At 62.6% G+C, this 22,557-nt stretch carries 25 protein-coding genes; 14 read left to right on the top strand and 11 right to left on the bottom strand.

Translation table 11 applies throughout. The annotated features are described in order from the left end of the window. The first annotated feature begins 23 nt into the window (after positions 1-23). Complete coding sequence (locus tag D0Y60_RS14290) at positions 24-716, top strand: GNAT family protein (RefSeq protein ID WP_117370622.1); 693 nt, start codon at positions 24-26, stop codon at positions 714-716. Continuing rightward, positions 713-925 carry a hypothetical protein gene (locus tag D0Y60_RS14285; protein WP_117370621.1) on the top strand — a complete coding sequence of 71 codons (213 nt, stop codon included), beginning with the start codon at positions 713-715 and terminating at the stop codon, positions 923-925. Before D0Y60_RS14290 ends, D0Y60_RS14285 begins: the two co-directional genes overlap by 4 nt. Here D0Y60_RS14285 and D0Y60_RS14280 read toward each other — a convergent pair. From D0Y60_RS14280 to D0Y60_RS14270, 3 genes are all read right to left on the bottom strand, one after another. Continuing rightward, positions 922-1,947, bottom strand: a complete 1,026-nt coding sequence (locus D0Y60_RS14280) for a nickel/cobalt transporter (protein ID WP_117370620.1) — start codon at positions 1,945-1,947, stop codon at positions 922-924. The genes D0Y60_RS14285 and D0Y60_RS14280 overlap by 4 nt on opposite strands. After that, positions 1,941-2,582, bottom strand: coding sequence for a DUF1007 family protein (locus D0Y60_RS14275; protein ID WP_117370619.1), 642 nt, complete (start codon positions 2,580-2,582; stop codon positions 1,941-1,943). Before D0Y60_RS14275 ends, D0Y60_RS14280 begins: the two co-directional genes overlap by 7 nt. Positions 2,583-2,703: 121 nt before the next feature. Beyond that, on the bottom strand, positions 2,704-3,609 hold the full coding sequence (locus D0Y60_RS14270; protein ID WP_117370618.1) for a LysR family transcriptional regulator: 906 nt from the start codon (positions 3,607-3,609) through the stop codon (positions 2,704-2,706). A gap of 599 nt (positions 3,610-4,208) precedes the next feature. Here D0Y60_RS14270 and odc2 point away from each other — a divergent pair. Together odc2 and D0Y60_RS14260 are read left to right on the top strand one after the other, a co-directional pair. Next, positions 4,209-5,342 carry an ornithine/lysine decarboxylase gene (odc2, locus tag D0Y60_RS14265; protein ID WP_117370747.1) on the top strand — a complete coding sequence of 378 codons (1,134 nt, stop codon included), beginning with the start codon at positions 4,209-4,211 and terminating at the stop codon, positions 5,340-5,342. A 93-nt stretch (positions 5,343-5,435) separates the two neighbouring features. After that, a complete protein-coding gene (locus D0Y60_RS14260) occupies positions 5,436-6,023 on the top strand; it encodes an N-acetyltransferase (RefSeq protein ID WP_117370617.1) in 588 nt (195 codons plus the stop codon). Positions 6,024-6,080: 57 nt separating this feature from the next. Here D0Y60_RS14260 and D0Y60_RS14255 read toward each other — a convergent pair whose 3' ends face one another. Continuing rightward, positions 6,081-6,713 carry a LysE family translocator gene (locus D0Y60_RS14255; protein ID WP_117370616.1) on the bottom strand — a complete coding sequence of 211 codons (633 nt, stop codon included), beginning with the start codon at positions 6,711-6,713 and terminating at the stop codon, positions 6,081-6,083. 236 nt (positions 6,714-6,949) lie between these two features. Between D0Y60_RS14255 and D0Y60_RS14250 the strand changes: the two genes are divergently transcribed. Further along, the gene (locus tag D0Y60_RS14250) at positions 6,950-7,396 is read left to right on the top strand and encodes a glyoxalase superfamily protein (protein ID WP_117370615.1); all 447 of its coding nucleotides are present in this window, start codon (positions 6,950-6,952) and stop codon (positions 7,394-7,396) included. 4 nt (positions 7,397-7,400) lie between these two features. On the opposite strand, the gene D0Y60_RS14245 is transcribed toward D0Y60_RS14250, so the two are convergent. Further along, on the bottom strand, positions 7,401-8,564 hold the full coding sequence (locus D0Y60_RS14245; RefSeq protein WP_117370614.1) for a hypothetical protein: 1,164 nt from the start codon (positions 8,562-8,564) through the stop codon (positions 7,401-7,403). Between the two features lie 249 nt (positions 8,565-8,813). Between D0Y60_RS14245 and D0Y60_RS14240 the strand changes: the two genes are divergently transcribed. Further along, positions 8,814-9,116, top strand: a complete 303-nt coding sequence (locus tag D0Y60_RS14240; protein WP_117370613.1) for a hypothetical protein — start codon at positions 8,814-8,816, stop codon at positions 9,114-9,116. Between the two features lie 62 nt (positions 9,117-9,178). On the opposite strand, the gene D0Y60_RS14235 is transcribed toward D0Y60_RS14240, so the two are convergent. The 4 genes from D0Y60_RS14235 to D0Y60_RS14220 all read right to left on the bottom strand — a co-directional run bounded on the left by D0Y60_RS14235 (position 9,179) and on the right by D0Y60_RS14220 (position 12,608). After that, positions 9,179-9,574 (bottom strand): VOC family protein, encoded by a 396-nt coding sequence (locus tag D0Y60_RS14235; RefSeq protein ID WP_117370612.1) that lies wholly within the window; start codon positions 9,572-9,574, stop codon positions 9,179-9,181. 25 nt (positions 9,575-9,599) lie between these two features. Next, positions 9,600-10,589 carry a WD40 repeat domain-containing protein gene (locus D0Y60_RS14230; RefSeq protein ID WP_117370611.1) on the bottom strand — a complete coding sequence of 330 codons (990 nt, stop codon included), beginning with the start codon at positions 10,587-10,589 and terminating at the stop codon, positions 9,600-9,602. Next, positions 10,589-11,713 carry a GTP-binding protein gene (locus D0Y60_RS14225; RefSeq protein ID WP_117370610.1) on the bottom strand — a complete coding sequence of 375 codons (1,125 nt, stop codon included), beginning with the start codon at positions 11,711-11,713 and terminating at the stop codon, positions 10,589-10,591. Before D0Y60_RS14225 ends, D0Y60_RS14230 begins: the two co-directional genes overlap by 1 nt. Positions 11,714-11,804: 91 nt before the next feature. Beyond that, a complete protein-coding gene (locus D0Y60_RS14220; protein ID WP_117370609.1) occupies positions 11,805-12,608 on the bottom strand; it encodes a creatininase family protein in 804 nt (267 codons plus the stop codon). 92 nt (positions 12,609-12,700) lie between these two features. Between D0Y60_RS14220 and D0Y60_RS14215 the strand changes: the two genes are divergently transcribed. The 4 genes from D0Y60_RS14215 to D0Y60_RS14200 are packed head-to-tail and all read left to right on the top strand — an operon-like array spanning position 12,701 to position 15,794. Then, positions 12,701-13,237 (top strand): MarR family transcriptional regulator, encoded by a 537-nt coding sequence (locus D0Y60_RS14215; protein WP_117370608.1) that lies wholly within the window; start codon positions 12,701-12,703, stop codon positions 13,235-13,237. Between the two features lie 48 nt (positions 13,238-13,285). Further along, positions 13,286-14,314, top strand: a complete 1,029-nt coding sequence (locus tag D0Y60_RS14210) for a LacI family DNA-binding transcriptional regulator (protein WP_117370607.1) — start codon at positions 13,286-13,288, stop codon at positions 14,312-14,314. A gap of 25 nt (positions 14,315-14,339) precedes the next feature. Beyond that, positions 14,340-15,329, top strand: a complete 990-nt coding sequence (locus tag D0Y60_RS14205; RefSeq protein ID WP_117370606.1) for a 2-hydroxyacid dehydrogenase — start codon at positions 14,340-14,342, stop codon at positions 15,327-15,329. 60 nt (positions 15,330-15,389) lie between these two features. After that, positions 15,390-15,794 carry a hypothetical protein gene (locus D0Y60_RS14200; protein WP_117370605.1) on the top strand — a complete coding sequence of 135 codons (405 nt, stop codon included), beginning with the start codon at positions 15,390-15,392 and terminating at the stop codon, positions 15,792-15,794. Here the strand turns inward: D0Y60_RS14200 and D0Y60_RS14195 are convergent. Next, positions 15,772-16,236, bottom strand: a complete 465-nt coding sequence (locus D0Y60_RS14195; RefSeq protein WP_117370604.1) for a helix-turn-helix domain-containing protein — start codon at positions 16,234-16,236, stop codon at positions 15,772-15,774. The genes D0Y60_RS14200 and D0Y60_RS14195 overlap by 23 nt on opposite strands. 105 nt (positions 16,237-16,341) lie before the next feature. Between D0Y60_RS14195 and D0Y60_RS14190 the strand changes: the two genes are divergently transcribed. Further along, complete coding sequence (locus tag D0Y60_RS14190; protein ID WP_117370746.1) at positions 16,342-17,541, top strand: MFS transporter; 1,200 nt, start codon at positions 16,342-16,344, stop codon at positions 17,539-17,541. Here D0Y60_RS14190 and D0Y60_RS14185 read toward each other — a convergent pair. Further along, positions 17,528-18,325, bottom strand: coding sequence for a gamma-glutamyl-gamma-aminobutyrate hydrolase family protein (locus D0Y60_RS14185; protein WP_117370603.1), 798 nt, complete (start codon positions 18,323-18,325; stop codon positions 17,528-17,530). The genes D0Y60_RS14190 and D0Y60_RS14185 overlap by 14 nt on opposite strands. A gap of 455 nt (positions 18,326-18,780) precedes the next feature. Between D0Y60_RS14185 and D0Y60_RS14180 the strand changes: the two genes are divergently transcribed. From D0Y60_RS14180 to D0Y60_RS14170, 3 genes are all read left to right on the top strand, one after another. Continuing rightward, positions 18,781-21,090: an EAL domain-containing protein gene (locus D0Y60_RS14180; protein ID WP_117370602.1), complete on the top strand. Its 2,310-nt coding sequence runs from the start codon at positions 18,781-18,783 to the stop codon at positions 21,088-21,090. A gap of 178 nt (positions 21,091-21,268) precedes the next feature. Then, a complete protein-coding gene (locus D0Y60_RS14175) occupies positions 21,269-22,039 on the top strand; it encodes a hypothetical protein (RefSeq protein ID WP_117370601.1) in 771 nt (256 codons plus the stop codon). A gap of 248 nt (positions 22,040-22,287) precedes the next feature. Beyond that, the gene (locus D0Y60_RS14170) at positions 22,288-22,512 is read left to right on the top strand and encodes an aa3-type cytochrome c oxidase subunit IV (protein WP_117370600.1); all 225 of its coding nucleotides are present in this window, start codon (positions 22,288-22,290) and stop codon (positions 22,510-22,512) included. Positions 22,513-22,557 lie beyond the last annotated feature (45 nt).

Below are 22,557 nucleotides of genomic sequence, written 5' to 3'. Positions count from 1 at the left end.
GGCAAGACCGAAGGAGGATTTTCATGCGCAATCTCAAGGATTGGAAGGGTTGCCCGCCGCCGGCGCCCGTGACGCTCGAGGGCAATTATGTGCGCATCGAGCCCTATGACCGCGAAAAGCACCTTCAGGCCCTTTGGGATGCCTTCGGCGGTATGCAGATCAATCCGCTGCTGCGCTATTTCGCCCAGCCCGATTTCACCGGCATCGAGGATTTCGATGCCTGGTCGGGATCGGTCATCAAATCCGGCTGGGTGCGGGAAGTGATCGTCGACAAGGCGAGCGGCAAGCCTGTCGGCATGGCGCATTACATGCGGCCGGACCCGGCAAACGGCGTCGTCGAGATCGGCGGCATCGCTCATGGCGGCGGCATGTCGCGCTCGCCGTTGTCCACCGAGGCGCAATATCTGCTCGCCAAGCACATGTTCGAGGACCTCGGCTATCGCCGCTACGAGTGGAAGTGCAACAACGACAACGCGGCGAGCAAGCGCACCGCTACCCGCCTCGGCTTCAGCTTCGAAGGCGTCTTCCGTCAGCACATGCTGTCGAAAGGTGAGAACCGCGATACGGCCTGGTTCTCGATCATAGACGGCGAATGGCCGGTCATCGCGAAGGCTTTCGATGCCTGGCTGTCGCCGGATAATTTCGACGCGGACGGTCAGCAGAAGCGCAGGCTGGAAGACATCCGCGCTGAGATCGCCAAGGCGGATGCGGCATGAGCGAGGACGGCAAGGGGAAATCCGCCGCGCTTGCAGCGCTCGTCATCCTCATCGGCACGGGCGTGGTGTTCTATTTCTTGCCGCGGGTAATGATCGCCATCGGCGGCTTTTCGCCATGGCTTGCCGGCGCCTTCGGCGCTCTGCTGGTGCTCGGCTTCTTCCTGCTCTTCTGGCTGCGTGCCCGCTATCAGCGCAATCGCGGGAATTAAGCCTGCAAGGACGCGCCGAGCAGCAATAGTCCCAGGATCATCACCATGAGTGCGCCGCCGATCTCGATGGCGGTGCCGATGCGCGCGGCGGCCGACCCGTTGCCAGCGAAGCGCAACGCCGCGCCCTTGGCGGTAACGGCCAGCGTGGCGAGCGTCGAGACGGTGATCGCCGTCCCGATCGACATGGCGAGTACCGACAGCACACCACCGAAGTAGAGGCCGTTGAGCAGCGCGAAGCTCAGCACGATCAGCGCGCCGGAGCAGGGGCGAAGCCCGACGGCGACGATGGCAGACCAGGCCTCGCGCAGCGCAAAGCGCTCGCCCTTCAGCAGAGACGGGTCCGGTGCATGCGCGTGGCCGCAGGTCGAGCAGATCTCCCCCGCGTGATGAAGATGGTGATGGTGGCCATGGTCGTGGTGGCGATGGTGGTCGTGCGCGCTGTGCACCTCGACGGCCTGCGCGCCAAGGGCCGAGACACGGCGTTCAGCTGGCCGCAGCTTCTTGAACAGAAGCCAGGCGCCGAAGAGCGCGATGAGAGCATAGCTGCCGGTTTCGAGCGCGCGGGTGGCATCCGTCATCGAGACCGTGGTGCCGCGCAGGAAGAGATAGGCGGCGCCGACCAGCAGGATGGCGACAACGCCCTGCAGGATGGAAGACAGGAAGGACAGGAGCACGCCGCGCTTCAGCTCCACCTCGTTTGCCAGCATGTAGGAGGAGATGACAGCCTTGCCGTGGCCGGGGCCGGCGGCGTGGAAGACGCCATAGGCGAAGGAGAGGCCGACCAGCGTCGAGGCGGCCCACGGGTTTTCCCGCATGTCTTTCAGCGCACCCGTCATCAGGCGGTAAAAGCCCTGCTGCTGAGCGTTGATCCAGCTGAACAGGCTGCCGAAGGTGCCGGTCGTGTTGAAACCGGGTTCCGCCGAGCCGATGCCGAGTGGGGAGGCGGCATGCGCGAGACCGGCGGTCGCGATGACGGCGACGGTCAGCGTGAGGAGGGTGAGGGTGCGGCCGCGGCTCAGCATGTGACTTCCAGGCGGGTGGCGAAGAGTTTGGTCATGTCGGTGCCGGTCGGATCGTTGAAGAAGGCGTCGGTCAGCTTGTCCTGGTTCTGCGCCAGCACCTCGTCGGCGTCGGGCCGCACGACAGCGTGTTTGCAGGCGGCGAACTTGTCACCCACCGCGACGAGGTCGTCATCTGACGAAAAATCCATCGAGGCATACATGGTCGGATCATAGACGCCGAAGGTCAGCTTGCCCTTGAGCGGCATGGCCTCACCGGGTTTAACGGTGAAGAACATCAGGAGCTGACCGTCCTTGTAATCGACATTGATCACGTCGGGCTTGGCGACCTTGATGGTCCGGCCGTCCTCGGTGATCGTCGTGTAGTAGCTGAACTCCTCCAGCGACTCGAGCACCGTCTTGCCGACTTCGGCGAGTTCATCCGGATCGAGCTGAGAATTGCTGTTCTTGTCGAAGTCCATCACGACGCTTGCGGAAAACATTTCGTCGAAGCGCCAGACATTGCGCAATTCGCTGATCATGCCGTCATCGCCGGCCACCACTTCCAGCCGCGCCTCCGCGAAGATATGCGGATGGGCGAGTGCCGCCGCCGGGGTGAGAAGGGCAGTGCCCGCGGCGAGAAGAGGAAGGAATCGCATCAGTTTCAAGCCTCTTGCAGCGCGGAAGCGGGCGTCGGAATCGATCGTCTGAATGGAGCCAAAATGGGTCGGAATTGGGACTTTTGAAGACAATTCCAAACGCAACCGCTCTCCGCGATTGTCAGGCTTCGATACCCGGATTGCGGCGGAACCAGGCATGCAGGAAATCGACGAAGGTGCGCACCTTTGCCGGAAGGTAGCGGCGGTGCGGATAGATCGCGTAGATGCCGCGGTCGGTCGGTAGATAATCCTCGAGAATCGAGACGATGCGGCCGGAATCGAGGCAGGAACGGGCGATGAAGGCCGGGACCGAAGCGACGCCGAGGCCGCTTGCCGCCGCGCGCACGGCCGCCGTCGGGCTGTTCACCTCGATATGGCCGCTGACGGGAACGGAAAAGCCGGCGCCCTTCTCGTCGATGAAGCGCCAGTTGCTGTGCGACTTGCCGTTGGTGTCGATGATGCACGGCAGGCGGGCGAGATCGCTCGGGTGGTTGATCGGGCCGACCCGGTCGAGAAACTCCTGGCTGACGCACATCTTCAGGTAAAAATCGCCGATCTTGCGGGCGATCAGCGCCGAATCCTCAAGCCGCGTGATGCGCACGGCGACGTCGAAGCCTTCCTCGACGAGATCGACGAAGCGGTCGTCGGAGACGATTTCCAGCGAGAGTTCCGGATGCTCCTTGCCGAAATCGATGAGCGATTGCCCGATATCGGCATCGACGAAGGTGCGCGGGGCAGAGACCTTCAGCTTGCCGCGCAGGTCGGTGTTCTTCTCGCGCACGAGATCGGCGAGGTTGTCGATTTCCTTCAGGATGTCGGAGGCGGTGCGGTAATAGGTGTGGCCGGGTTCGGTCATCGAGAACTGGCGGGTGGTGCGGTTGAGCAACAGCGCGCCAAGTTCGTCTTCGAGTTCGCGCACATATTTGGACAGAAGCGCCTTCGATCGCCCGGTCTTGCGCGATGCTGCGGAAAAGCCTTCGGCATCGACGACGTCGATGAAGGCCCGGATTCGGGTCAATGTATCCATGTGTCCCCACTTGAATGATGCGCCGCGCGTGCCTGTTTTCAGGGGGTGCGGCGCATGCCCGGCGGCCTGACGGCCGGGCGCATAAAGAAATGCAACGAAAACCAGTTCCGCGAATGTCGTAGCTTGGAGAATATTTTCAATAGGAGGCCGCAAAAAACCTCTTGATTACGACAGCGATTCTTCTTATCTCACCGTTGCCCAAAGTCGCACGTGCCTGTGGGTGTCCGCCGACCCTCGATTTGGTGAGGAATTCGGTAAGGTACCTGGAATTAACCCCTCCAGTCGTTTCTCCGGCCAACCGGAAGAGCGAGGACATCTTGAAGCAACGACGGTGCGGGCCTTTCTGGTGTCTGCCGGCTTTCCAACAGCCGGGGTTACTGAAGAGGCACACCTTCATTGCCGGACGTGCGGTCGGGTTCTCCCACCAATCAATGGCAGACAAAGCGAATTGAAGCCTAGGCAGGCTTCGGTTCATCGTTCGCGCATGATGCGCATGCTTGGTTCCGGGGTCTCCACCGGCTGGTTCCATCGCATGCCCGCATCTGCCCTTTGTCCTCTGGGATTGCTCCCGGAGCAATCTGGATATGGGGAATACCGAGATGGCTTCTGCACGTATTATCGACTTCCTGAACACCCGACGTCCCGACGGCCCATGCCTCGTGGTCGATCTCGATGTCGTGCGCGACAATTTCAAGGCATTCCGCCACGCGCTGCCCGACAGCTCGATCTACTATGCCGTCAAGGCCAATCCGGCCCCGGAAGTGCTGCGCCTGCTCGCCTCCATGGGTTCCAACTTCGATTGCGCGTCCGTCGCAGAAATCGAAATGGCGCTCGATGCCGGCGCGACCCCGTCGCGCATTTCCTTCGGCAACACGATCAAGAAGGAACGCGACGTTGCCAAGGCGCATGCGCTCGGCGTCTCGCTCTTCGCCGTCGACAGCCATGAGGAAGTCGAAAAGATCGGCCGTGCCGCTCCCGGTGCGCGCGTGTTCTGCCGCGTCCTGACGGACGGCGAAGGGGCCGAATGGCCGCTGTCGCGCAAGTTCGGCTGCGTGCCGCAGATGGCCGTCGACGTACTCGTCTATGCCCACCAGAACGGTCTCGTCTCCTATGGCGTGTCGTTCCATGTCGGCTCGCAGATGACGAAGGTCGACGCCTGGGATTCGGCGCTTGCCGATGCCAAGCGCGTCTTCGTGCAGCTGAAGAAGCAGGGCATCGAGCTCAAGATGGTCAATATGGGCGGCGGCTTCCCGACGAAGTACCTGCGCGACGTGCCCTCGGCGGAAGCCTATGGCAAGGCGATCTTCGGCGCGCTGAAGAAGCACTTCGGCAACCAGATCCCGGAAACCATCATCGAGCCGGGCCGCGGCATGGTCGGCAATGCGGGTGTCATCAAGGCGGAAGTCGTTCTCGTCTCGAAGAAGTCCGACAACGACAACCATCGCTGGGTCTTCCTCGACATCGGCAAGTTCGGCGGTCTCGCCGAAACCATGGACGAGGCGATCCGCTACCCGATCCGCACGGCGCGCGATGCCGACGCGATGGAGCCCTGCGTGCTCGCCGGCCCGACCTGCGATTCGGCCGACGTGATGTACGAGAAGAACATGTACCCGCTGCCGGTCTCGCTTTCGATCGGCGACGAGGTTCTGATCGAAGGCACCGGCGCTTACACGACGACCTATTCGGCCGTCGCCTTCAACGGCTTCGAGCCGCTCAAGGCCTACGTCATCTAAGTCTACAGGCGCTCCCGTTTCGAGCGGGAGCGCCAAATTCACAATTCCTGCCAGACACCGTTTGAATCGGTTTTGAGTTCGGGAGGCCCATGGATGGCCACTGTTCTTGATTCTGTCCGCGCGTTCTTCGCGCATGCCGCCTTCACCATCGACCAGGAAAACGCCGGCGATATCGTCGCGCGCGAGCGCCTGCTCGACCGCGTGATGGGCGAGGCCCGTTTCCGCAAGTCGTCGGAAAAGATCCGCCGCGGCCGTCTGCCGGCCGAAGGCCTGGCGCTGGTTGCGCGGGATCCGGACGGCCATGTCATCGGCACGGTGCGGCTGTGGAATGTCGAAGCCGGCGTCGATTCCGACGGCAATGCCGTTTCCGCACTGCTGCTCGGCCCGCTCGCCGTCGATTGCCAGCATGAGGGCAAGGGTATTGGCGGTGCACTGATGCGGGCAGCCATCATCGAGGCGCGCGATCGTGATCACGGTGCCGTGCTGCTGGTCGGCGACCCGGAATATTACGAGCGCTTTGGCTTCTTCGCCGACAAGGCGCAGCACCTCGTCATGCCCGGCCCGTTCGAGCGCCGCCGCTTCCTGGCGCTGGAACTGCAGGACGGCTGGCTCTCGGGTGCGGCCGGCATGCTGGTCGCCAGCGGCCGGCGTCTTGCCTCGGATGTCCGCAAGGCTGCCTGATACCAGACGTTGTCGCTGTTCAGAATGACGGCGGAGCCCGCTCCATTGGAGCGGGCTTCAACTTGCCGCGCGGCGATAGAAGGCGAGCGAGCCCGCCAGCGCCAGAAGCGCACCGCCGCAGACCCGGTCGAGCCAGATGGCACCCGATGTCCCCAGCATCCGCACGGCCTGCGAGCCGAGGGCTGTATAACCGAACATGACCGTGAAATCGATCACCGCGAAGACGAGGGCGAGCAGCATATATTGCTCGGCCTGCGGCATGGCGGGGTTGATGAACTGCGGCAGGAAGGCCGAGAAGAAGAGGTAACCCTTCGGATTGGTGACGGCGACGAGGAAGCTCTTTGCGAAGATGGCTTTCGGCGCGCCAATGCTCGGGCTTGACGCGTCGAGCGCCTTGCCGAGCGAGCCGTTGGAGCGCAGCATCTGCACACCGAGAAAGGCGAGATAGGCCGCACCCAGCCATTTGACGACGGAGAACCAGAATTCCGAAGCCGCCAGCAGCGCGCCGAGGCCAAGCGCCACCGCGCCGATCAGCACGAAATCCGACAGCACGGCGCCGACCATGCCGGGAAGCGCGCGGCGGATGCCGTAGCGCGAGCCGTTGGTCAGTGCAAGAAGCACGGTTGGGCCAGGGGTGGCAATACCGATGAAGGCGACCGCGGCGAAGGCGATGAGGGTAACGGATGTCATGATGGTTCCTCCCGTGGAAGTGCTCCCACGCTTTTGGGCATCGCGCAAGCGGTGGATTTGACGGACGGGCCGTGAGCGCCTATATGCGGGGCAGGGTGAGAGCCCCCGCCGTCCGCGAGCGCAAGCTTTGGTGAAGTCTCTCGTTTCAGACAATCGGTCTTCCAGCTTCATGCATGCGAACCGGTGGCAATGCGGGCTCCCTCCGAAATGACGCATGCAACGACTGGAGTCCCGACATGCGTCCGACATCGACGCCCCTTCCATCCCTCGATGCCCTGAAAGATCAGGCGAAACGTCTGCGTGCGCGTTTTGCCGCCGATGGCGAAGCCATTTCCCATTCCCGCGCGCTGGAATTGATTGCCGCGCAATACGGCTTTCGCGACTGGAATACGTTGCATGCGGCCGCCGGAAACCGGCCGCCCTTCAATCCGTGGATGCTCGGCTCGCGCGTGCGCGGCCACTATCTCGGCCAGCCCTTCGACGCGACGGTGCTGGGTGTGCAGGCGGTGACGAGTCAGCCCGGCCTCTACCGCATGACCCTGCATTTCGACGAGCCGGTGGACGTGGTGACCTTCGACAGCTTCTCCGCCTTCCGCCAGCGCGTGAACTGCACCGTCGACGAGACGGGACGCACGGCGGCGAAGACATCCGACGGGCGGCCGCATCTGGAACTGGAATGGTGAGCGGTCAGAACGAGCCCGTCATCCGCGCTGCAAGGCCGTCGACTTCGAAGTTGGCGGCTTTGTCTTTTTCGCGGCGCGCGAGGCGGCTGTATTCCAGCGCCAGCGTCGCGCCCTTGCTCAGCGTGTAGGCGAGCGTCGCCGACGCGGTTTTCGAGCGCGTGCGATAGTCGTAATAGAGCCAGTCGCTATAGGCTTGTTCATAGGCAAGCGTCAGTTTCAGCTTTTCCGTCAGCGCTTTTTCCAGCGACAGGCTGATCGTGCGCACATCCTCACCCAATGCGTCGTCGATATCGGCGAGCTGGATATCGCGCCCGATTTTTGCTTTTAGAATGGCCTCGCGCGGCAGCTGCCATGCGGCCTCGCCCTTCAGGAAGGGGCGCAGGCGCTGCACGCTCTTGCCGAGATCGGGGCTTGCGACCCCGACGATGCCGGCCTCCGCCAGCAACGTGAGATTTCCGAAGACACGGCCATAGGCGAGCGAGCCGCGCAGCGTCTCGGCGGGAAACCGCGCGAAAGTCTTTTGCTCGGACCGGTCAATGTGGTTGGTGCGATATTGCAGCGTCGCCCCCATCTCGCCGCCCAGGAGGGGGCGGATATGGCCTGCCGTCAGGTCATAGAGCCGGTTGCCGGCTTCGAGCTGCGTGGGGCGCAGCCCCGCCAACGTGAAATGCGCCCGACCGCGGTCTAGGCTGGAAAGCGAGGCGGTGAGATGGCTCTTGCCGCCATTGTGGGTGACGGTAACGCCGATGCTTCCCGCGGCCGCGATATCGGCCTTGCGGTAGCCGATCAGCAGGCCCGGCAAGGCAAGAAAGATATCGCCGGAGCGCCGGTGCTCGATGCCGCCCTTGAGGGTGAGTTTGATCGCCTCGCCGATGTCCCTGGTGAGGCCAAGCTCTATTCCGGCCGTGCTCTGGCTGGCGAAGGGGTACTTCGCGACGCGCTGCACGCTTGCCGCAAGTCCATAGGCCAGCTGGGTCTCCTCCAGGGCCAGCGATCCCCGCAAGGCCACCTTCGCCTCGCCAAAAGCGGCCGAAAGCGTCGTCGGATCCTTGAAAATGTTCGAAGTCCAGCCGCTACCGATGCTGTAATCGATGGTTGAATCGGCATTTGCTGGGTTGTGTTGGGCCAGCAGAAAAGCCGCGCAGACCAGGCCTTGAAGAGAACGCATCGGAAACCGCCCTTGTCCTTTAATGGAACGGAATCCTACGGTTGCATGGTTAAAAATTCTCCTAAAGGTTGATTTTCGCCTAGGTACTGCAATTTAGTTTACTAGAAGTTGTATCCGGTCAGGATTTGTTAAACTTGTCTTTGTTATGGTTAACTCTTTGCTATGACTGGCAAATCCGGTTGTGTAAATCGCAGTCTACTTTACCTTTGATTGTGTACCAATGAGGTGCACAACCGAAGGAGAGAGATCATGAACAAGACCCGCATCATCGCAATCGCTACCGTCATTGCTCTCGCCGGCGCCGGTCAGGCATCGGCCGGCGGCCTGCTCGGCCTCGGCATTCTCGGCAACAAGACCGGCGGTATCGTCATCGCCCCCAGTGTCGGCGTCGGTGTCGGCAATGTCCTCAGCGACAACGACGGCAACAGCATCCTGAACGGCGTTCTCAACAACAACCTGAACGGCACCCTGTCGGGCGTGCTGAACGGCAATGTGCTGGGCATTCTTAGCGGCGGCGGCAGCGACTGTGGCTGCAAGAAGCGCAATCACTGACCGCACCATCCCCGCTCTTGCGGTCGGTGGGCCCGGGAGAGCTCCGCTCTTCCGGGCTTGCTCTATTCCAGGTTCAGTTGCCAGGAGATGCCGAAGCGATCCTGCACCCAGGTGAAGAGGCGGCTGAAACCGTAGTTGTCCACCGGCATCAGGTCCGTGCCCTCGGCGCCGAGGGCGGCGTGCAATTCGCGCAGCCGGGTTTCCGACTCGCATTCAACGAAGAAAGAAAAGGACGGCGTGAAGGTGAAGCCGTGGGCGGCCGGGCTGTCGATGCACATCACGGACTGGCGGCCGAGGCTGAAGCGGGCGCGGAAGACGGAACCCTCCTTGCCGGCCTCGTCCGGTCCGTAGCGCTGGATATCCTCGATGCGGCTGTCCGGGAACAGGCCGATATAGAAGGTCATCGCCTCTTCGGCGCGACCTTCGAACATCAGGAACGGCGTGATCGATGACACCATGACAACCTCCTTCGGGGAGGCGGCATTATCCGGCGATGTCGATCACACCGCAATCGCCGGCTTCGCTGGCAAAGGCGATGAGCTTGCCGCTTTTGCTCCAGGCCATGGAGGTGATGGCGCCCTTCCCGGCGCGGCGCAGCAGCACTTCGCGGCTATCGGCAAAACGCGCGGCGAGCACCATGCCGTCGGAATAGCCGATGGCGACGACGTCTTCGGCCGGGTGGCAGGCGACGGCTGTGACCATCACATCCGCACGGGTGCCGAGTTCCAGCGGCGGCTTGCCCATCGGGCCGTCCTTGGCCGAGAAGGGCCAGACGATGGCGGCCGGCGCACCCGAGGAGGCGAGCCACTTGCCCTTGGCGGACCAGGAGAGCGACTTCACCTTGGCGGGATAGCCGGTCATGCGCATGTGGCGCGTATCGGCGCCCACCTTGGTGTCGAGCTTCCAGCCGTGCAGGGCGTTTTCCTGCATGCTGGTCACGACGAAGCGGCCGTCCGGCGAGAAAGTGACGCCGGTATGGGCGCCCTTCCATTCCAGATCAACCGGTTGGCCGGCCATGGCTACCCAATGCAGCGAGACGCCGTTATAGCGGGCAACACCGAGGCGCAGTCCCTTCGGTGCGAAGGCGATGCCTTCGACCGAGCGGCTTTCGGTGAACTCCTTGATCGTGCCGTCGGCGAGACGCACGCGCGCGGTGCGTCCCTCGGCGAAACCAACCGCACCCTGCGGGCCGGGGGCGACGACAGAGATCCACTTGCGTGGCACCTCGGCGATGAGCGTCGCGCTGCCATCGGCCGCGATCCGCTGCACCCTGCCGTCCTCGCCGCCTGTGATCAGCGTGTCGTTCGCCTCGTCGCGCACGCAGGCGAGCAGCCCGTCATGCGCCTCCGTGACCTTCTGGCCATGATCGAGGCGGTGGATGGCGCCGGTGGCAGACGCGAAGAACGGCACATCGCCGAGAAAGGCGGCCGCGATAACGTGGCCGTCGAGATCAAGAGGCGCAACCGTCGGCATCAGTTCTTCTGTGCCTCGCAGGCCTTGAAGCTGCGTTCGATCTTCTCTCGATCGAGATCGCGGCCGATGAAGACGAGGCGGCTTTCGCGCTTCTCGCCGTCTTTCCAGGCGCGCTGGTGGTCGCCTTCGACGATCATGTGCACGCCCTGCACGACATAGCGCTCCTCATCACCGGCAAAGGCGATGATGCCCTTCAGGCGCAGGATGTTGGGGCCTTCCGTCTGGGTGATCTTCTGGATCCACTGGAAGAAGCGGTCCGGGTTCATCTCGCCGCCGCGCAGCGAGATCGACTGCACCGTCACGTCATGGATCGGGGAAACGCCGTGGTCGTGGTGGTGGTCATGATCATGGTGGTGATCGTGGTCGTGATGATGATCGTGATCATGGTGGTGGTGATCATGATCGTGGCCATGGTGATGATGGTCGTGGCCGCAATCCGGGCCGCAGACATGGTCTTCGTGATCATGGTCGAGGAAATGTGGATCGTTTTCCAGCGCCCGTTCCAGATTGAACGCGCCCTGGTCGAGAACCTTGGTCAGGTCGATTTCGGAGCGGGTCGTGCGGTGAATGCGGGCGGACGGGTTGATGGCGCGCACTGTCGCTTCGATCTTCGCCAGCTCGTCGGCGCCGACGAGGTCGGTCTTGTTGATCAGCACGACATCGGCAAAGGCGATCTGGTCCTCGGCCTCGCGGCTGTCCTTGAGGCGCAGCGGCAGGTGTTTTGCATCAACCAGCGCCACGACGGCGTCGAGTTCGGTCTTCTGGCGCACGTCGTCGTCCATGAAGAAGGTCTGGGCGACCGGCACCGGATCGGCAAGGCCCGTCGTTTCGACGATGATGGCGTCGAAGCGGCCGGGGCGGCGCATCAGGCCTTCCACGACGCGGATCAGGTCGCCGCGCACGGTGCAGCAGATGCAGCCGTTGTTCATTTCATAGATTTCTTCGTCCGACTCGACGATCAGGTCGTTGTCGATGCCGATCTCGCCGAACTCGTTGACGATGACGGCGTATTTCTTGCCGTGGTTGCCGGTTAGGATGCGGTTGAGGAGCGTCGTCTTGCCGGCACCGAGATAGCCGGTGAGCACGGTGACGGGAATGGGCTTTGCGGGGGCTGTTTCGGTCATGGGAACCTCGAACAAGGACGGGGACGCTGGGAAGCATCCGGTTGGGTCTGATATAGGAGATCGGATGGGCCAGCGCAAATGCCGGATGCGGCTATAACAGCGTCTTTGCGTCGAAGGCTGCGACATCTTCCAGCAGCTCGACGAGGCCGCGCAGTGCGTGTGTGATCAGCTGCTCGCCCTTTTCGGCCGTGGCGGCGCTGGCGTCCCCCGCCACGCCTTTCGGGTTGAGGTCGGACATTTTCCAGCCGAAGGCGTGCGGGCCATAGGCGCGCAGATGCGCGAAACGGGCGGCGAATTCCGCCTGGCGCGAGCCGAAGCGCTCGGCCTTCGTCATATCCACCCGCTCGGGGTGAAGGGCGAGCATGACGGAGGTTTCGATATCGCCACCATGGATGTCGATGGCCTTGTCCTCCTGGGAGATCCAGCCCTCAGGCTGACCGAAGCGGGTCCAGGCGGTGGCGACGACGAGCATGCCGAAGCGCACGCGCGCTTCCGTCGCGACGATGGTCATCAGGGGAGAATTGCCGCCATGGGCATTGAGCAGCACCAGCTTGCGTATGCCGAAGCGGTCGAGGTCCTCGGCGATGCGCAGCCAGCGCTCGATCGCTTCGCCATAGGGCAGGGAGCGCGTGCCGGGCACGTCGAGATGTTCGGGCGAGTAGCCGATGGGCTCGACGGGCAGGACCGTGACGGGCAGGTGTTCCGGCAATACGGCGGCCAGCCGTTCCGCAATGCCTTCGGCGATCAGCGTGTCGGTTTCGAGCGGCAGGTGCGGCCCGTGGCCCTCATGCGCGCCGAGCGGCAGCACGGCGATCCACTCCGCGCGGTCTTCCGGGGGCAGCATGGGGTCGTTTTCAGTCCACCGCCTTTTCGGACGCGCCCGGATATGCGCCATACCGATCCTCCCTTGCAGCCGGCCTTCTTCCTCTGTCATACAGGGCCGGGCCCGCGATGCAAGGTATCGGCGGGCGGTGCAGGAGGCGATGGATGGGCAAGAAGCACAAGGACGGCAAGGACGCCAAAAAGGGCAAGAAGAAGAAATCGCACGAGGATGTGTCCGGTGCAGGCCTTGCCGCCGCCGTCGTCAATGCTGCCCGGTCCATGCGCACCGTGCTCTCGCGCAATCTTCTCGCCACCGGCCTCTATGCCGGGCAGGACGGCGTGATCCTGGCGCTTTCGGAAGAGGGCGGTCTGACCGCGGGCGCGCTCGCCGCTCGCCTTGGCGTTAAAGCGCCAACCATGACTCGCACCATCGGGCGGCTGGAGGCGCAGGGCTTCGTCGAGCGCCGGCCGGACGAGACGGACGGGCGCCTGACCATGGTGCATCTGACCGAAGCGGGCCGGTCCTCCGTCGATCGCATTTCCGAAGCCGGGCGGCTCAGCGAGCGGCAGGCGGCCGAGGGACTGAGCGAAAAGGACGTGCGTCATCTCCTCAAGCTGCTGCGTGCCATGGACGAGAATCTGCATGTCTCCGCGCCTGATACGGCGGAGAATGGCGCAAAGCCTGTTGCCGACGACATTTAAACTGTTTAAATAAACTGTTTTAAAGGATGCGTTGCTGCGGGAGGGTTCGTGGCACAGAAAATCAAGCTTTCCACCATCGCGGAGACGCTCGGCGTTTCCACCGCGACGGTATCGCTTGCGCTGAGAGACAGCCCGCTCGTTGCTGCCGCGACGCGCGACCGGATCAAGGAACAGGCGCGGGCGCTCGGCTATATCTACAACCGCCGCGCCGCCAGCCTGCGCACCTCCCGCTCGGGCATTATCGGCGTCGTCGTGCACGACATCATGAACCCGTTCTATGCGGAAATCCTGAAATCGATCGAAAGCGAGCTCGATCGCGATCGGCAGACCTTCATCCTGTCCAACCACTACGATTCCGTCGAAAAGCAGCGCAATTTCATCGAGACGCTTCTGCAGCTCGGTGGCGACGGCGTGATCATGTCGCCGGCCATCGGCACGCCGCCGGAGGATATCCAGCTTGCCGAAGAGAACGGCATGCCGGCGATCTTGATAGCGCGCTCCATCGACGGGCTCGATGTGCCGATCTTCCGCGGTGACGACAGTTACGGCATTTCGCTGGCGACAAACCATCTGATTGGGCTTGGCCACCGCACCATCGCCATGGTGGGCGGCACAGACCAGACCTCGACCGGCCGCGACCGCTATCAGGGCTATGTCAACGCGCTGCGCAAGGCCAATATCGAGGTCGATCCGGGCTTGCGCATTCCCGGCCCGCGCACCAAGCAGGGCGGCTTCGAGGCGGCAGTGCATTTCCTCTCCCTGCCGCAGAAGCCGACGGCGGCCGTCTGCTGGAACGATCTCGTCGCCATCGGCCTGATGAACGGTATCGCCCGCGCCGGCCTCGTGCCCGGTCGCGACGTTTCCGTCACCGGCTATGACGATCTCGAGGAGGCGGCGATCGCGACGCCGGCCCTCACCACCGTCTGGAACGGCCAGTCGGAAGTCGGCCGCAACGCGGCGCGCGCGCTGCTCGACAAACTCAAGGGCAGCCACGAGCCGGACGGCATCCATCTCATCAAGCCGGAAATGCGCATCCGGCAATCCACCGGACCGCTGAAGCCGCATCCCGAAGGCTGAAGCCGCAAGAGCAGACGAGGTTTCCATGTCGGCCAAGACACGCATTCTCGTGCCCGGACCTATCCGCGAACGGGTGCTGGAGCGGCTGAAGGACCGCTTCGATGTCGTGCGTATCGAGAGGGCTGATCCGGCACTGCTCGCGCGCTCGGAGGCTGCGGCCATTTCCGGTGTCGCCGTCTCGGGCAGCTTCAATGCGGCTTTGATCGAGCACCTCCCGTCGCTGGAGATCATCGCGAGTTTTGGCGTCGGCTATGATGGCGTGGATGTCTCCGCCGCCGCTTCCCGCGGCATCGCCGTTACCAACACGCCGGATGTGCTGAACGACGAAGTGGCCGACACCGCCATCGGGCTGCTGCTCAACACGCTGCGCCGCTTTCCGCAGGCCGAAACATGGTTGCGCGAGGGGCGCTGGAAGCGCGAGGGCGCGTTTCCGCTGACGCCGCTCACTTTGCGCGGCCGTACGGTCGGCATCTATGGCCTCGGCCGCATCGGCCTTGCCATTGCCGAACGTCTCAAAGGGTTCGGTGTCGGCATCGCCTATCACACACGGCGTCCGCGGGCGGACGTGCCCTATGCCTATTATCCGTCGCTGATCGAGATGGCAGACGCGGTCGACACACTGATCGCCATCGTGCCGAAGACGGCGGAGACCCATCGCACTATCGACGCGCCCGTGCTGCGGGCGCTTGGGCCGAACGGCGTGCTGATCAATGTCGGGCGCGGCTGGACCGTCGATGAAGAGGCGCTTGCGCAAGCGCTCGAGAACGGCGTCATCGCCGCGGCCGGGCTGGATGTCTTCTACGACGAGCCCCATGTGCCGGAGGCGCTGCTGGCGCTGCCGAATGTCGCTCTTCTGCCGCATGTCGCCTCGGCCTCCGTTGCGACACGTGATGCCATGGCCGATCTGGTGGCCGACAATCTCCGGGCCTGGTTCGATACTGGCATTGCCCTGACTCCGGTGCCCGAAACGCCCTTTACGCGAAAAACCGGGGCGGGGCCGGAAAGCCTTCGTTAACCCTTCGGCAAGTTTGGCGGCGCATGATCCTTCCGACGAGTCGTTGCGAAGGAGAATGCCATGAAGATGCTGATGATGGTCGCCGCAGTCGGTGTGGCCTCGTTCGGTCTCTGGAGCGTGGCCCATCACCAGGCGCCCGATATCGATCCGGTCGTCTCGAATTCGATCCCGGCTACCGCGACCGACCACGCCTATACGATCTCCAACGTCGCGGCGAAGACGGCCTGCCTTGCCGAACGCGGTACCCGCATTTCCAGCCGTAGCGAACGCTTCACCGCGAATGCCGATTGCGACGCGGTCTGGCCGGGCCTTTCTGCGGCGCGGACCTGGATCAACAATGGCGATGGCACGGTGGTCGTTGCGGATGCGCGCGGCGAGCCGATCCTAACCGTCGTCGACGGCGACGGTGCCTATGAGACGGTCGAGCCCGCCGATGCCATGGTCACGATGATTTCCGCGGATTGATTTCAGCGGCCTCGACGCGGGTGTCGGTCCAATCGAGCCGGCGGCCGTCCGAGGCGCGCAGCCCTAGCGGCGCGATCGGCTGGCCCTTTTCGGCGTCCACCAGAACGGATCGCGGCTCATCCTCGCGGTAGAGATTGTCTTCTCCCCATTGCCGCAGCGCGACAATAACGAGGAAGAGGCCGCGGCCTTTTTCCGTGAGGGCATATTCCTGATAGGCGCTGCCGTCCGATGCCGGCACGAGTTCAAGCACACCGGCGTCCACGAGATCCCGCAGGCGCGTGCTCAGCATGCCCTTGGCGATGCCGAGATTCTGCTGGAAGGCGCCGAAGCGTTTGATGCCGTCGAAGGCATCGCGCACGATCAGCAGCGACCACCAGTCACCGATCGCATCCAGAGTGCGCGCCACAGGGCACTCGGCTTCACGAAAACTCTTGCGCTTCATGCTCGTCTCTCCAAACGAAATCCGGTCCTAAAATAGAACTGGAATGATTGTGTCGCAAGTGGTCTCATCATAGGACTTGATGAATGAGGAACGATCATGGACACAATGACCGATACCGCCCGCCGCGCTGTTGAAACGGCGCCGCTTCTCTCCCGCGGGATGCTGCTGCTTTTCGCGGTGACCTGCGGAGCGAGCGTCGCCACCATCTACGCCCCCCAGCCGCTTCTCGACACGATCGCGGCGAGTTTCGGCATTGCACCCGGTGCTGTCGGCCTTGTCGTGACGTTGACGCAGATCGGTTATGCGGCGGGGCTCATCCTGATCGTCCCGCTTGGCGATATCGTCGATCGCAGCAAGCTGATCCTCGTCCAGACGCTGCTATCCGCAGTAGCCCTCTCTACCGTCGCGCTTGCGCCGAATGTGTTCGTGCTGTTCGGCGGCATGATCGTCGTGGGGCTGCTGGCGGTGGTGGTTCAGGTGCTGGTGGCGATGAGTGCGGCCCTGGCGCGACCGCAGGATCGGGGCCGGTTCGTCGGGCTGGTCACGAGCGGCGTCGTCATCGGCATCCTTGCCGCCCGTTTCGTTGCCGGGGTGCTGGTGGATCTTGCCGGCTGGCGGGTCGTCTATCTCGTTTCGGCGGGCATCATGCTGCTGCTCGGCCTTCTTCTCGCCCGCGTTCTGCCGCGTGATGTGCCCGTTGCGAGCACGGAGCGTTATTCGGCGGTGCTGAAATCGATACCGCGGCTTTTCCTGCGCGACCCTGTGTTGCGTCTGCGCGCCGGCTTTGCCTTCCTGGTCTTTGCGAGTTTCAGCACGCTGTGGACGGCGATGGTCCTGCCGCTCAGCGCCGCACCGTTCTCGCTTTCGCACATGCAGATCGGCCTCTTCGGCATTGCCGGGCTTGCTGGTGCGTTGGCGGCGGGCAGGGCGGGGCGGCTGGCCGACAAGGGGTGTTCCGGGCGCGTGACGGGGGTGTCGCTTGTGCTGCTCTCCCTGTCATGGCTGGCGATCGGGTTTCTGCCCCGCTCCCTTGTCGTTTTTGCCATGGGGGTGGTGATGCTCGATTTCGCCGTTCAGGCGGTGCACGTCACGAACCAGAGCCTGATTTTCGCGCGCCGCCCGGAAGCGCGTAGTCGTCTGGTCGGCGGTTACATGGTGTTTTACTCGGCCGGCAGTGCGCTAGGAGCCATCACGTCGACGGCGAGCTATGCGCATTTCGGCTGGGCGGGCGTCTGCGGTGTGGGCGCGGCCTTCAGTCTGGCCGCGCTGCTTCTTTGGCTGCTGGATACGATCAAGCGGACTTGACGGAGCCGAAGGGCAGAACGTCGGCCTTGTGGCCCTGCTTAGCGGCGGCATAGTCACGCACGGCTTTACCGAAGGCGGCAAACAGCTTGTTGGACGGCTGGTCGGAGCCGACCCAATATTCCGGATGCCACTGCACGCCGACCGCAAAGGCCTTCGCGCCGATGACGGAGACGGCCTCGATCGTGCCGTCTTCGGCGACCGCCTCCACTGCTAGGCGCGGCGCCCTTTCCGAGATGGCCTGCCGGTGCAGCGAGTTCACTTGCACGTCGCCTGCGCCGACAATGCCGGCCAGGCAGCTGCCTTCCTTGACGGTCACCGTCTGGCGAATGCCGTAGGCGACGTCGAGAACCGGCGTATCGGGCTTGCGATGATCCCACATGCCCGGCTGTTCCTGGATCTCGTTGGCGAGCGTGCCGCCGAGCACGACGTTGAGTTCCTGAATGCCGCGGCAGATGGCGAGGAGCGGAATGCCGCGCTCGAGCGCCCGCTCGATCAGCGGCAGGCTGGTTGCATCGCGCGCCCGGTCGTAGGGGCCTTCCGCATCGGTCGCTTCCTTGCCGTACAGCGAGGGGTGCACATTGGTGCGCGAGCCGCTGACGAGGAGCCCGTCCACCCGGTCGAGAATGCCGTCGAAATCATTGTCGTCCTCGAGCGCCGGCACCAAGAAGACGGTGACATCGGCGCCCTTTACGGCAGCGCGGACATACTGGTTAGGGGTGGCCTGCCAGACGTTGCCTTCGATCTCCCTGATATCGGCGGGGATGGCGACGACGGGTTTCGACATGATGGGCTCCAAAAAAGAAATACCAAAACAGGATTTGATATCAAATCTTGCTTCAGTCAATTCCCCTTTTCAGGCGAAATGACGGCGAAAGCCTCGAAAAGAGGCGGTAGGAGTCTAGGCCCGCGCGGTGGGACTGGCAAGATTTTAAGGTTCGCAATATGCAGGCTGTTAACCATGCATTTGCAAACAGCGATTGCACGCTTGAGAATTTTCTGCCGCAGTCCGGCGCAATACTATATCGCCTTGGAGTCAGGAAGTTGCGCAAAGCGCCTATGAAAAGTTGAGTATGACGCAAGGAAAGGCTTATTTATACAATATTGGGTTGAATGTCTCTTCCATCGATTGAACAGGCGTGCAATAATGCCTGACGCCACCCTTGTTATTGGGTAATTTCCCGAAATCATTCATTAAATGTTGGCCGGTAACCCTCACTCGTCATAGGGAGTGCCGAGTCCATGAAGGATAAGGGTCAAAACACACTGCCAGCTGATGTGTACCTTTCGTTCGTCAGCTCGCTGTACGGGAATCGCCAGACCCTTTTCGTGGGCATGATCTCGCATGTCATCACGTTCTCCTTCGTTTACGCCAAGACTGCCGATCCGTTCTTTCTTGCCTGCAGCGCGCTGGTCGTGCTCGTCTGGTCGCTGCGCGCGCAAGGCATGCGTCGCTTCGACCGCGTGGAAAAAAACGCGCTCGACATGGATGGCATCCGCTTCTGGGAAAACTGGTACAATACCGGCGCCGTTGGTACGACGGTCGTGCTCGGTTCGGCCTGCGGCTATAGCCTTCTCGTCAGCCGCGACAGTTTTGCTGAACTCGCTTGCATTTCGGTGACGCTCGCCACCATGGTTTCGGTGGTCGGTCGCAACTACGGTTCCCGGCGCGCCGTGGACTACATCACGCTGTCGGCCTGCATCCCGATGGTACTCGGCTTCCTCGGCCTGCAGGATTTCTACCATGCGGTGCTCGCCGTCCTCATCCTGCCCTTCATCCTGACGACGCGCATGATGGCGAATGGTGTGCGCGCGTTCCTCTATGAGAACGTGCTGGCCGCCCGCGAGATTTCGACGATCGCTGACCGTTTCGACACCGCATTGAACAACATGCCGCACGGCTTGTTCATGCTGGATGCTGATCATCGCATCCTCGTGGCCAACCGCCGCGCCTGCGAACTCCTGCATCTCGGTAGCCAGGAACGGCTCAAGGATTGCCATCTCGACGTCGTGCTGCGTTTTGGCGTGCGCAACACCTTCTTCAACGCCGATCAGAGCAAGGCGATCCTGCGCCAGCTCGACGAGCTGTTGAGAGGCGAGCGCTCGCGCGCACTCGTGCAGGTTACGGATGGGCTCTATCTCGAATTCACCGCGTCGACGCGGGAAAACGGCGGCGCCGTCTTGATCTTCGAGGACGTCACAGCGCGTGTCCGGGCGGAAAACAAGATCCTGCATATGGTGCGCTACGACAGCCTGACCGGCCTGCCAAACCGCACCTATTTCGCCGATCTCGTCCAGGAAGCGCTGGCCGAGCGCAAGAAGCCCGGTACGGTCGGATTTATGGTCCTCGATGTCGACGACTTCAAGCACGTCAACGACATGAAGGGCCATGTTACCGGCGACCGGCTGCTCTGCGCCATTGCCGAGCGCGTACGTCGCCTGACTGGCGACAAGGTGCTGGCCGCCCATCTGATGGGCGACGAATTCATTCTGTTCTTCCCCAACGAGAGCAATCGCCGCGACCTTGAAACGCGCATGCGCCGCGTCCACGAGCAGCTGCGCGGCACCTATGCCATCGACGGCCTGACCCTTCAGGTCTCCTTTTCCGCCGGCGGCGTCACCGTGCCGAGCGAGGATTTCCGGTTGGAAGAGATGCAGATCCGCGCCGATCTTGCGCTCTTCGAGACCAAATCGCGCGCCAAGGGCGGTTTCACACTCTTCGAACAGGAGATGGACGCGCGCTATGTCGATCGGCAGAAGCTGAAGGATGACTTGCGCAAGGCGATCAAAGACAATGCGCTGTCGGTCGCCTACCAGCCGATGTTCGTACCGGATGGCTCCCGCATCGAATGCTGCGAGGCGCTATCGCGCTGGACGCATCCCGAACGTGGGCCGGTCGCGCCGAACGTCTTCATCCAGATCGCGGAGGAGATAGGCATCGTCTCCGACATCACGCGTTTCATGATCATGCGCGCCTGCGCCGACTGCGCAACGTGGCCGGCGCACATGAGCGTTTCGGTCAATCTTTCGGTGCAGGATTTGCGTGGCACCGGTATCGTCGACCTCGTTGCCGAGGCGCTGGAGGCGGCCGGGCTCGAACCGCACCGGCTGCATCTGGAAGTCACCGAAAGCTGCCTGATGGAAGAGCCGGTGAAGGTGCAGGCGATTCTCCAGGAACTGCGCGCCCGCGGCATCACGATCGCCATCGACGATTTCGGCACCGGCTATTCCAGCCTAAGCTATCTCGACCAGCTGCCGCTCGACCTCATCAAGATCGACCGGTCCTTCGTGCGCAATATCGGCGAGGACGCCCGTCGCTTCAAACTGCTGCGCGGCACGGTCAACCTGTCGCGCGAACTGGGCCTGCGCATCGTCATCGAAGGTGTGGAAACGCAGGAGCAGCTGGCGCTCATCAACAAGTATGAGTGTGCCGATCTCGTGCAGGGTTATGTCTTTGCGGCCCCGATGTCGCTCAGCGCGCTGCGTGATCTCTACGAGACGCTCGGCGGCACACCCGGCAATTCCCATCGTAGCGGCCGTCGCGTCGCCTGATTTTCTTCAGCTTTTTTCGGCGGCGTATAAAATCGATACGCTGCATTAGTTTATTCAAAATTAGCGTTAACCACATATTAAGGTTAATGAATGGTATTTTACACAAATTGTCGTATATCGACGATTGTGGTGATGGCAGCGCGGTGGCTGCCGGCTTTCAATCGGGGATGTGCGCGCAATGGCGAGCGTGGATACGGCGACCAATCGTTTTTCGGACAAGCTTCTGGAACTGCTCGACCGGGTGGAATACCGCCGGGTGGAAACGGGCGAAGACATGGAAGAGGTCGCGCGCATCCGCTTCAAGGCCTACAAGATGGCCGACATCCTGCCGCTCAAGGGCAACACGCTGATCGACGACATCGATTTCGACAGCCACGCCTATGTCTTTGGCATCTACTATGAAGAGCGCCTGATCTCGACGGTGCGGTTGCATCATGTGACGCCGGAGCATCGCGTCAGCTCATCAGGCTCGATCTTCCCAAAGGAGATAGACGCCTTTCTCGACGCCGGCATGTCGCTGATCGACCCGGTGCGGTTGGCGGCCGATCCGCTGGTGCTACGTGAAATGCCGGCGATCCCGTACCTGACGTTGCGCATCGCTACCATGGCGACGGACTATTTCGCTGTCGACCGCTGCCTGCAGCTCGTCAAGCCGCAGCATGCCGCCTTCTACAAGCGCGTCTTCGATGCCGACACGATCGTTGAGCCGCAGAAAGATTGTGGCGATTACAACATCGATCTCACGCTGATGGCGACCCGCACCAAGGAAACGCTGCCGCCGCTCTACAAGCGCTTCCCGTTCTTCAAGTCGGAAGCCTATGAGCGCCGGATGATGTTCGCGCGCGGCGGCGACATGTCGTTCAGCCCGCTGACCGTGCGTCCGACGGCTCGCCGCGCCCATTTCGGCCATGGCCAGATCCAGATTTCGGGCAACGCCTACGCTGGCTGATACGCGCGTAATGATGTCGCAGACGGGCCGGTTTCGAAGGAAACCGGCCCGTTGCGTTTCGGAAACGATACAGGTGCCAAACCAGCCCCGTCCTTGCCGTTGCGCTTTGTCTATCCATTGTGTATGGCCTGAAAGACATTGCGTTTTGGCGCATGAGGGAAAAGCGGGCCGCCTTGGGTCTGGTGAAATTAGGCGCTCATCGGGTGGAGTGTTCCGGCTGGGGGTGCAGGTGCTTAGGAGAAGGTATCATGGCTGAACATCATTCCGGACCGGTCGAAATGGGCGCTCCGATGGACTATCCCGAGCACGAGAAGACCTACAACCTGTTCATTGCCGGCGCCAAGTACGGCACGCTGTTCTGCGTCGCCCTGCTGATCGCCATGGCTGCCGGTTTCTTCACCAGCGCCGGCTTCTTCAGCGCTCTGCTTCTGCTCATCATTCTCAACGTCGTCGGGTTCATCCTGCTCCGTTGATCTGAAAATCTGCATTTCATTTGCAGCTTTTCGCGGCGCCATCCG

Origin of the sequence: Shinella sp. WSJ-2, assembly GCF_003432075.1 — a bacterium.
GTDB lineage: Bacteria > Pseudomonadota > Alphaproteobacteria > Rhizobiales > Rhizobiaceae > Shinella.
This window is presented reverse-complemented; position numbering and strand designations above follow the sequence as displayed.